The sequence below is a fragment of the Arthrobacter sp. NPDC080031 genome, from assembly GCF_040702485.1.
In the GTDB taxonomy this organism is placed as follows: domain Bacteria; phylum Actinomycetota; class Actinomycetes; order Actinomycetales; family Micrococcaceae; genus Arthrobacter.
On sequence record NZ_JBFBLA010000025.1, the window covers coordinates 64,877 to 71,268 of the forward strand.

The following is a 6,392-nucleotide window of genomic DNA, read 5'->3' on the forward strand; positions in this document are numbered from 1 at the left end:
CGCCCTCCGAGAGCGCAATGAACTACGGCAGGAGCTTGACGGCTGAGTTCCAGTTGTAGTCGGGGTGTGCTTCGCTGATCTGCAGCGTCATGACGAGCAGTTGGAAGGCTTCGAGTTCACGCGAGCGGCGCAGCGGTCCGACGTTCACCGGGCGCAGGCCGGCACCTTTGACGAAGTCGACGACGGCGGCAGTCGCCTCGGCGTCGTCGCCCGCGACCAGCACGTCGAGGGTTTGGCTGCCCACTTCGCCGTCACCGAGCGTGGCTGCGAAGACGGTGTTGAACGCCTTGACCACCGACGCACCCGGGACCAGGGCCTGGAGTTCTTCGGCTGCCGAGGTTCCGGCGGGGACAGTGAGGGAATCGAAGGTTTCGAAGTTCACAGGGTTGGAGATGTCCACGATCGTCTTGCCGTTGAGCGCTGAGCCATAGGACGAAAGGACTGCTTTCGAGGCGTCGAACGGAGTGGCCAGCACTACGATGCTGCCTTCCACAGGCGATCCTGTGATTCCGGAAGTTCCGCTGACCGTCGCCGCAAGCGCAGCGGCAGAGCTTGCGTCGCGGCTGAGGATCTGGACGCTCTTGCCTGCGACGGCCGCGCGGGCCGCAATGCCGGACGCCATGTTGCCGGTGCCGATGATGGTGATGTCAGCCATTGTTGTTTCCTTTGCTTAAGTGCTCATGTTTGGTTCCGCTTGTTTTACTTGAAGCTTCAACTAAGACAATAATGACCTTAAGTTGAAGTGTCAAGTATTGATTTCCTTCTAAGATGAATCCATGACCGAACCGCGCTGGCTCAACGCCGACGAACGCCGTGCCTGGCTGGCCCTCTTGAGCATCAACACCCTTCTGCCCGCAGCCCTGGATACCCAATTGCAAGCGGCCGGCAAATTGTCGCTGTTCGACTACAACGTGCTCGCCATGTTGTCCGAGGCGGAGGGGCGATTCCTGCCGATGAGCGAGCTTGCCGCCCGCACCAGCGCTTCCTTGTCGAGGTTGTCGCACGTCGTCACCAAGCTCCAGAGACGCGGATGGGTGGAGCGCGAAGCCCATCCGGGTGATGCCCGTGTCACCGTGGCGCACCTGACTGAGGCCGGCATGGACACCATCGTGTCCCTCGCCCCGGGGCATGTGGATGCCGTCCGTGCGTTGATGTTGGACGCCATGACCGACGAGGACGTTGCGGACCTCGCGCGGATCGGCGAGAAGATCGTGGCCCGCTTGGACGACGACCACTGGATCCTGCGCGAACGCTAAGCCGAGACCGCTAAGCCGAGAACGCCTGGCCGAGCGTGACGGCCGCCCCGCACTGATGAAAGACTGGCGCCATGGATTTTTCTGCCCGGTATGTGGCATTGGGTGACTCATTCACCGAAGGACTTGGCGACGCCGACCCCTCGCGCCCGAACGGAGTCAGGGGATGGGCGGACCTTGTTGCCCATCAATTGGCCCAAAGCAACGACAATTTCGGCTACGCCAACCTGGCCATCCGCGGCAAGAAGCTCCGGCAAGTCATGGCAGAGCAGGTGGACGCCGCCGTCGCGCTGCAACCGACGCTGGTGAGCCTGTACGCGGGTGCGAACGACATCTTCCGCCCCAAAGTCGATATCGACAGGCTCATGGAGGAATACGAAGCCGGCATCGAGAAGCTAAGCGCCACCGGGGCCACGTTGCTTCTCTTTACGGGTTTCGACGCCCGCAGCTCCAAGGTTTTCGGCACCATGCGCGGGCGCACCGCTATCTACAACGAATTGCTGCGGGAAATCGCCGAAAACCACGGTGCGCTGCTGGTGGACTATTGGCGCTTCAGCGAATACCACGACTGGCACATGTGGGCACAGGACCGGATGCACATGTCCACAGCTGGTCACATCAACATGGCGAACCGCGTCCTTGCCGTCCTGGAGCACGAAGGTTCCCTCGAGGTCCCGCCGCCCGTCACACAACCCCAGCTTGCGCGGGTGGAAGCGTTGCGGGCCAACGCGCGTTGGGCCCGTGAACACGCCGCACCGTGGGTCGTCCGCCGCGTTACGGGCAAGTCGTCAGGTGATGGCCTCAGCCCGAAGTACCCCCGGCTCACAAAACCCTAACTGTTCTGGCCGGCGAGGTTCCGGAAGCCCGGTGTGGCGAGCAGTCCGCCGTCGTTCTTCACCGCGAGCACGTCCACGTCCCAGCGGGAGGTCGCCAGCGCGAGGGTCCGGGCGCCGCCGGCCATGATGGCGGTGGCCAGGATATCGGCCGTGGTGATGTCGGCCGCTGCCACCGAAACCTGGCGGAACCCTTCGTCCCGCGCGGCTGGGAGGCCCGCAGACCAGATATGGTGGCCGCGTTCGCTGGTCCCGGAGGTCGCCAGTGCGTGTTTTCCCTTGCTGCCGAGCGGAAACGCGGTCAGGAGCGTCGTCCGGTCCTCCGGATCAACAATCCCCGCGAGCCACGGCCGTGTACTGCCCGGTGTGGGGGAACCGTCCACCAGGACATCCCCGCCCGCATTGAGGCACCAATCCTTCAAGCCCAGTGCGAGCAGCGACGTTCCGGCTTCCCGTATGGCATGTGCCTTGACGATCCCCGCCAAGTCAACGACGCCGTCGGGCCGTTCCGCCGTGAACGCACCTTCCGTGAGGGTGCGCCATTCGGTCGCCTCGACATACAGCCGGCGCATCTCCGCCGAGGCATCCATCAGGGCCAGCTCGCGGCGCGCCATCGCGCTCGCCTCCGAGTCGGGACGGTAGAGACTGAACGTCCGATCCAGCCTGTTGAACAACTGCTCGACGACGGCGGCGGCCGCCTCGAGTTCTTCCACGGCAGCTTGGGGAGCCGTCCCTGGAGCAGGTGGGATGGCGAGGCTCACCACGGTGCCCATGCTGGTGAACGTCCGGGAACGAAGGCGGGGCTCCGCACTGCCCTGTCGGCGCCCACTTGGCTTAGAAGTGGGCTGCATCGAGGGCTGCCTGGAGCGATGTCAGATAGGCCTCGCTGGTAAACGTGGCCCCGCCGATGGTCTGCACGTTCGCCGACTGGGCGCTCAGCACCTCTGATCGGAGAAGGGGTGCTGCCCTGGCGCTGATCTGGACGGATCTTTGCTCTTGGTCAGTCAGATGCAGGGCTGTGACATCCGTGATCACCCCGGCCTTGATAGTCACCTGGACCTGGACTGTTCCGAAGCGGGTCTCTACGGCCGTGCCTGCGTAGGTGCCGCCCGCCTTGGCCGAAGCTCCCAGGGTGGAAGTGGAGCCTGTGCTGGAACTGGTGCCCGTGCTGGAACTGGAGCCGGCTCCGGTTCCGGAGGACGATCCGGAAGCACTGCTCCCGGTGGCTCCGGTCGCCGTCGAGCCCGTAGTGGTTCCGCCTGTGGTGCCTGTGGTGCCTGTGGAAGACGTGGTGACCGCCGACGCGTTCGATTCCGACACGTGTGCGCCCGCCTGCCAGCCGACCACGAGGATTGCCGCGGAGGCCAGCGCTGCTGAAATTCCTGCCCTGAGTCTCACCAGTCAAACCTTTCGTAGTGGAGTTGTTCCTCCCGCACGCCGGAGCTTTTCGCCTCGGCCAGAACATGCCCGGCCCATGCAGTCGGACCGCAAACGTAAACATCAGCGTCCGCTATGTCCGCCACAAAGTCCCGCAGCCGCGAGCTGCCGGCAGAAGCGGGCAGCCAGGCGCTTTGCGGAATCGCGGACCGCGGGCCGGTCAGATGGAAGAGCGTGGCACCACGCTTCCTGCACAATTCCAGGATCTCCTCGCCTAGGAACAGCTCCTCCGCGCTGCTGCCGCGCAACAGGACCGTCGCCTGGCCAGGCGCGAAGGGAGTGGATTCCAGGAGCGCCCGGAGGGGCGTAATCCCGATTCCTGCTCCAATCATCACCACGTGGTCCCGGCTCCGGGCGGCCGTGCTGAAGACCCCGTAGGGCCCTTCAATAGCAACTTTCGTCCCGGGCTGGAGCGAGGCGAGGCGGGCCGAACCGGCCCCCAGATTCCGGACAGTGATCCGCAACGTCGGCTGCCGCGATGATGTCCCTGTCTGCGGTTCCGCCGACAAGCTGAACGGATGCGCCTGCCACCACAAGCCGGGAGCGAGGAAGCGCCACACGAAGAACCGGCCGCCGCTTCCGGACAATTCGTTCAAACGCAGCCCGGTCATTTCGATACTAACGACGTCGGGGGACACCCGAACCACGCGGCGTACCGTCAGTTGGTGCCGGTATGTGGCTATGACCGGCTTTGCGATGCGGTACCAAGCAAGCGCCGAGCCCGTTCCTATGCAAAGCAGGAGCCAGTACCAGCGCTGCCACGTGCCTTCAGCGAACAGGCCGCCCACGCTGAACTGGTGCGGGATTGCCGTTGCTACCGCGAGGTAGGTGAGCAGATGAACGAAATACCAGAATTCGTAGGGAAAACGGCGCCGCACAGCTACCAGCGAAGTGACCACCACGGCTATGAACAATGCCATGGAGACGAATGCCAGCCACATGTCGGGCACCAACACCCAGAGCGAAACGGCCTCGCTGACGGGGTTCAGGCCCTCGGCCATGCCGTAGCCGGTCGCCAGGAGAAGTCCATGCGCCAACAACAGGTAGAGCGCCGGTTTTCCTAGCTTCCGGTGGAACTCCAACGCCCTGTCGTGCCCCACCGCGCCGTCCACGAACGGCAGGCGCGCCGCAAGCAGGAGCATCAGGATGACAAGGTCCATGCCGGCGAGCCCGGCCAGGATCCCGACGGCGGTGACCGCCTGGGTGGGATTACCGACGGACGACACTCCGCCGTCGGCGAGCCACAACGCCAGCGCCGCTGCGAGGGACGCCCACAGCGCAACCGTGAGCATGTCCGTCCGGAACATGCGGCGGCGATGCTGCGCAGCGAACCTCCCCTTGGTGGAATTGCGCCGGGCGGCGGCTGGAAGACGGCCTGGCGGTGTATCCACGCGTTGGCCCCGGGAGGCGAGGAGTTGTGAGTTCATGACTCAAGATTGAATGCTCAACCTTTCGTTCTCCTGTGAAGGGGCTAGACCCCGCTTATGAGTTGAGTGACTTGGTTCTTATACACCCGATTGGTCTTAATTTCCCCTAGCCCCTAGACTTATTAGGCGCTAGGTGGCGCGGAGCGTGTGCAATTGCTCCGGTTGGCGGTGACTGTTGGCAACAACGGGATATCCGCGGGCCGGTAGTTAGGGGCTCAAGTTGCGTGCATTCCAGTATTCGCCCAGTATTCCGGCCTGTTGACCGGACCCACTACCTTCGCCGCAGCGGTGATCATTGACCGATTTCAGTCAAGGGATCCAGCCTGCGGGAACTACCGAAAACGGTGTGGACTGGTTGCGGACGTCGCCTATTGCACGGGAAGCAGGAACTCTGCTGGCCGTTTCATATTATCTTTTTAGGAGAGTCGTCATGGCAGCAAACTGCCAGGTGACCGGAGCCGAGCCGGGCTTTGGACACAGCATTTCGCACTCGCACCGCCGCAACAAGCGTCGGTTCGACCCCAACATCCAGAAGAAGCGCTACTGGGTTCCGTCCCTGCGCCGTAATGTCACGCTGACCCTGTCGGCCAAGGGCATCAAGACCATCGACGTTCGCGGCATCGACGCAGTCGTCGCCGAAGTTCTGGCTCGTGGGGTGAAGCTCTAGTGGCAAAAGACAAGGACGTACGTCCGATCATCAAGCTGAAGTCGACTGCGGGAACCGGTTACACCTACGTGACCCGCAAGAACCGTCGTAACGACCCGGACCGTCTGGTCCTGAAGAAGTACGACCCCAAGATCCGCCAGCACGTCGAATTCCGAGAGGAGCGCTAAACATGGCTAAGAAGTCCAAGATTGCTCGCAACGAGCAGCGCAAGGTCATTGTTGAGCGTTACGCTGCCAAGCGTCTCGAACTGAAGAAGACCCTGGTTGACATCAACGCGACTGACGAAGCACGCGAAGAGGCTCGCCTCGGCCTGCAGAAGCTGCCCCGCAACGCCTCCCCGATCCGTCTGCGTAACCGCGACATCATCGACGGCCGCCCGCGCGGTACCTTCCAGAAATTCGGTATCTCCCGTGTTCGCTTCCGCGACATGGCTCACCGTGGTGAGCTCCCGGGCATCACCAAGTCTTCCTGGTAGTCCAGAAGCATTAGAAGGGCCGGCAACCGTTTGGTTGCCGGCCCTTCTTGCGTTTAAGGCGATGATTTCGGGTTTTGATGCGATCGGCTTCGCGGCTTTGTGATTAAGTGGTGCAGCACACAGTGTCGAATTACGACGCCCTCGGCTTCTTTTTGCGTGGAACCGGCTGCTTTGTCCCGGATTGACGCGGTTTTTGGTTGTCTGAGGGGTGATTTGCGTGGGGTCTTGGGGGTGTGTAAAGTAGTTCGAGTCGCCGCCGCTGATGCGGAAAAATTGCGACAGACTCCCTTCCAAATGGAA

The 6,392-nt window shown here is 62.9% G+C and carries 9 protein-coding genes; 5 read left to right on the forward strand and 4 right to left on the reverse strand.

The genetic code is table 11. The features are described 5' to 3' along the window. Window positions 1-22: 22 nt before the first annotated feature. Complete coding sequence (locus AB0323_RS19000) at window positions 23-655, reverse strand: NADPH-dependent F420 reductase (RefSeq protein WP_366178710.1); 633 nt, start codon at window positions 653-655, stop codon at window positions 23-25. 121 nt (window positions 656-776) lie between these two features. Between AB0323_RS19000 and AB0323_RS19005 the strand changes: the two genes are divergently transcribed. Together AB0323_RS19005 and AB0323_RS19010 are read left to right on the forward strand one after the other, a co-directional pair. Continuing rightward, the gene (locus tag AB0323_RS19005; protein ID WP_364536390.1) at window positions 777-1,256 is read left to right on the forward strand and encodes a MarR family transcriptional regulator; all 480 of its coding nucleotides are present in this window, start codon (window positions 777-779) and stop codon (window positions 1,254-1,256) included. A 71-nt stretch (window positions 1,257-1,327) separates the two neighbouring features. Further along, window positions 1,328-2,089 carry an SGNH/GDSL hydrolase family protein gene (locus AB0323_RS19010; protein WP_366178711.1) on the forward strand — a complete coding sequence of 254 codons (762 nt, stop codon included), beginning with the start codon at window positions 1,328-1,330 and terminating at the stop codon, window positions 2,087-2,089. On the opposite strand, the gene AB0323_RS19015 is transcribed toward AB0323_RS19010, so the two are convergent. The 3 genes from AB0323_RS19015 to AB0323_RS19025 form a co-directional block, all read right to left on the reverse strand. Further along, entirely contained in the window at window positions 2,086-2,847 is a 762-nt protein-coding gene (locus tag AB0323_RS19015; RefSeq protein ID WP_366178712.1) for an FAD:protein FMN transferase, read from the reverse strand. The genes AB0323_RS19010 and AB0323_RS19015 overlap by 4 nt on opposite strands. A gap of 73 nt (window positions 2,848-2,920) precedes the next feature. Continuing rightward, window positions 2,921-3,484, reverse strand: coding sequence for an FMN-binding protein (locus AB0323_RS19020; protein ID WP_366178713.1), 564 nt, complete (start codon window positions 3,482-3,484; stop codon window positions 2,921-2,923). Next, a complete protein-coding gene (locus AB0323_RS19025) occupies window positions 3,481-4,950 on the reverse strand; it encodes a ferredoxin reductase family protein (RefSeq protein ID WP_366178714.1) in 1,470 nt (489 codons plus the stop codon). Before AB0323_RS19025 ends, AB0323_RS19020 begins: the two co-directional genes overlap by 4 nt. 430 nt (window positions 4,951-5,380) lie before the next feature. Between AB0323_RS19025 and rpmB the strand changes: the two genes are divergently transcribed. The 3 genes from rpmB to rpsN are packed head-to-tail and all read left to right on the forward strand — an operon-like array spanning window position 5,381 to window position 6,092. Then, window positions 5,381-5,617, forward strand: coding sequence for a 50S ribosomal protein L28 (rpmB, locus tag AB0323_RS19030; RefSeq protein ID WP_078107326.1), 237 nt, complete (start codon window positions 5,381-5,383; stop codon window positions 5,615-5,617). Next, the gene (gene rpmG, locus AB0323_RS19035; RefSeq protein ID WP_003798558.1) at window positions 5,617-5,784 is read left to right on the forward strand and encodes a 50S ribosomal protein L33; all 168 of its coding nucleotides are present in this window, start codon (window positions 5,617-5,619) and stop codon (window positions 5,782-5,784) included. Before rpmB ends, rpmG begins: the two co-directional genes overlap by 1 nt. 2 nt (window positions 5,785-5,786) lie before the next feature. After that, window positions 5,787-6,092: a 30S ribosomal protein S14 gene (rpsN, locus tag AB0323_RS19040; RefSeq protein WP_234754509.1), complete on the forward strand. Its 306-nt coding sequence runs from the start codon at window positions 5,787-5,789 to the stop codon at window positions 6,090-6,092. The last annotated feature ends 300 nt before the right edge of the window (window positions 6,093-6,392 follow it).

Coding starts and splice junctions, on each gene's coding strand:
- AB0323_RS19000 (WP_366178710.1), bottom strand. CDS start 655: ATGGCTGACATCACCATCATCGGCACCGGCAACATGGCGTCCGGCATT.
- AB0323_RS19005 (WP_364536390.1), top strand. CDS start 777: ATGACCGAACCGCGCTGGCTCAACGCCGACGAACGCCGTGCCTGGCTG.
- AB0323_RS19010 (WP_366178711.1), top strand. CDS start 1,328: ATGGATTTTTCTGCCCGGTATGTGGCATTGGGTGACTCATTCACCGAA.
- AB0323_RS19025 (WP_366178714.1), bottom strand. CDS start 4,950: ATGAACTCACAACTCCTCGCCTCCCGGGGCCAACGCGTGGATACACCG.
- rpmB (WP_078107326.1), top strand. CDS start 5,381: ATGGCAGCAAACTGCCAGGTGACCGGAGCCGAGCCGGGCTTTGGACAC.
- rpsN (WP_234754509.1), top strand. CDS start 5,787: ATGGCTAAGAAGTCCAAGATTGCTCGCAACGAGCAGCGCAAGGTCATT.